Origin of the sequence: Mesorhizobium sp. M7A.F.Ca.AU.002.02.1.1 (assembly GCF_003998535.1) — a bacterium.
Taxonomy (GTDB): domain Bacteria; phylum Pseudomonadota; class Alphaproteobacteria; order Rhizobiales; family Rhizobiaceae; genus Mesorhizobium; species Mesorhizobium ciceri.
Genome location: NZ_RZPB01000882.1, coordinates 1 through 2,237, shown reverse-complemented (window position 1 = coordinate 2,237; position 2,237 = coordinate 1). Strand labels below are relative to the sequence as shown.

Here is a 2,237-nt window from a genome sequence, read left to right as displayed (position 1 = left end):
CCTCTGCTGCGGTGCGGATATGGCCGTCACGGTTGGCAACATTGTCGAACTGGTTGGCCCAGATGGCGCCGTTCGGCTCGGTCCGCGCCAGTTGCTCGGCCAGCCGCCCCGACAGTTTCACATAATTGTTGGGGTTCTTGTAGGGCACGGCAGGCACTTCGATCAGTTCGGCACCGAGCAGCTTGATCGTGTCCTTCTTCTCCTGGCTCTGTGTGTCGGGAATGACGATGACGGTGCGATAGCCGAGCGCCTTGGCGACCAGCGTCAGCCCGATGCCGGTGTTGCCCGCCGTTCCCTCGACGACGACACCGCCGGGTCTCAGCAGCCCACGCTGCTCGGCATCGCGGATGATGAACAGGCCGGCGCGATCCTTGACCGACTGGCCCGGATTCATGAATTCGGCCTTGCCCAGGATCTCGCAACCGGTTTGTTCCGAAGCTTTGTTGAGGCGGATCAAAGGCGTTTTGCCGATCGCGTCGATCACAGAACGGGGCATTCAGGATTCCTTGTGTAGGTGCGCCGAAACCCTAGAAACCCGAAGCTGCAGTTTCAAGGCAAGAATTTGTCTGGTCCAGTCGCATTTGCGGTACTGTAATTGCGTCAGCGCTTCCCGAAACCGACCTCTTGCGCCACAGCTCATTTTCCGGCTGACGTTGAAAAGCAGCTTTTCATTCGATTTCTTCATCGCTAGAGCAAAGCACCAACAAGTCGACAGGGCGCAGCATGACACTCTACCGGGCCAACCCGAAGCACGGCGTCGCCTGGATCACGGGCGGATCGAGCGGCATCGGCCGTGCCTTGGCCAGGGATCTTGCTTCCCAGGGCTATGCCGTCGCGGTGACGGCGCTCGACGACGATCCGATCGACACGCTTGTCGTCGAGACCGCGCAGATGCCGGGCAGCGTCACGGCCTTTCCCTGCGACGTCACCGACGAGCCGCGCATGGCAAGAACCGTCGCCGCGATCGAGAAGGAGCTCGGTCCCATCGTGCTCGCCATCTTCAATGCTGGGAATTACATTTCGACGCCGGGGGAGAATCTTGTCGTCAACGACTTTCGCCGGTCCTTCGAGGTCAATTATTTCGGCATCATCAACGGCCTCGTGCCTGCGGTCGAACGCATGCGTGTGCGGGCGCGCGGCCATGTCGTGCTGGTCGGCTCCGTGACATCCTATTTCGGCTGGCCGACAACGGCCGCCTATGGCGGCACCAAGGCGGCCATCAACATCCTGGCCGAGTCGCTGAAGTATGATTTCGACAAGATGAACGTGCGTATCCAGGTGTTCAACCCAGGCTTCATCGACACCCCGCTGACCGAGAAGAACATGCTGCCGATGCCGGGACTGATGCCGGTCAGCCGCGCATCGCGCCGCATGGCGCGAGGCATCAAGTCGGGCGGTTTCGAAGTCCATTTCCCGCGCCGGACAAGCTGGCCGCTGAAACTGCTCGCCCTGCTGCCGAGGCCGCTGTGCAGAGGGTTTATCAGCCTGATGACCAGTTGGAAGGCGCGGCCTCTGCATTACGACCGCAAGCCGCCGATCGAATAGGACGCCTGCGAAATTGGCAGGCTCCCCGTTTTCGGGCCGCCGTCGCCATGGTTGAGACAAGTGCCGCGTGGAGTCTGCGATGGGGCGACGGATCGTGCTTGCTGTGCTGGGCCTTATTGCCGTTCTCGCACTGGCCTTCGTGTTCGGCCCGCGCGTTCGCGTCGACACCACGATCCGTTTCGATCCCTCGCTCATCGGCGACGATCCGCAGGCCTATGTGGCAAAGGCGGAAGCCGCCATCCCCGGAATCCGAGACGGGCTGGAGAAGGAGATCGTCTGGGCCGATCCGTTGGTGCATGCCAGGACCCCGCTATCGATCGTCTACATCCACGGCTTTTCCGCATCGAAGGGCGAGGTCCGCCCGCTGCCTGACGAAGTGGCGGAACAGCTTGACGCCAATCTCTTCTACACACGGCTTACCGGTCATGGGCAGGATGGCGCGGCGATGACGCAAGGCAGCATCAATGCCTGGATCAACGACTATGAGGAGGCGCTCGCCATCGGCCGGGCGATCGGCGACAAGGTGATCGTCATCTCGACTTCGACCGGCGGCTCGCTGGCGGTCTGGGCGGCAACGCAGCCCGGTGCGTCGGACGGGGTGGCGGCGATTGCGTTCATCTCCCCGAACTTCGGCGTCAAGACTTCGGGCGCCGAGATCCTGACCATGCCGTGGGGCAAACAAATCGCCAGGC

The 2,237-nt window shown here is 62.1% G+C and carries 3 protein-coding genes; 2 read left to right on the top strand and 1 reads right to left on the bottom strand.

Going from position 1 to position 2,237, the window contains the following annotated elements:
- Positions 1 to 496 (bottom strand): pyridoxal-phosphate dependent enzyme (locus EN879_RS32795; protein WP_127274552.1); only part of this gene is annotated, 496 nt, incomplete at its 3' end.
- A 227-nt stretch (positions 497 to 723) separates the two neighbouring features.
- Between EN879_RS32795 and EN879_RS32790 the strand changes: the two genes are divergently transcribed.
- Both EN879_RS32790 and EN879_RS32785 read left to right on the top strand, forming a co-directional pair.
- The gene (locus EN879_RS32790; protein WP_024505081.1) at positions 724 to 1,545 is read left to right on the top strand and encodes an SDR family oxidoreductase; all 822 of its coding nucleotides are present in this window, start codon (positions 724 to 726) and stop codon (positions 1,543 to 1,545) included.
- A gap of 79 nt (positions 1,546 to 1,624) precedes the next feature.
- A partial coding sequence (locus EN879_RS32785; RefSeq protein WP_206521050.1) for an alpha/beta hydrolase occupies positions 1,625 to 2,237 on the top strand: 613 nt, incomplete at its 3' end.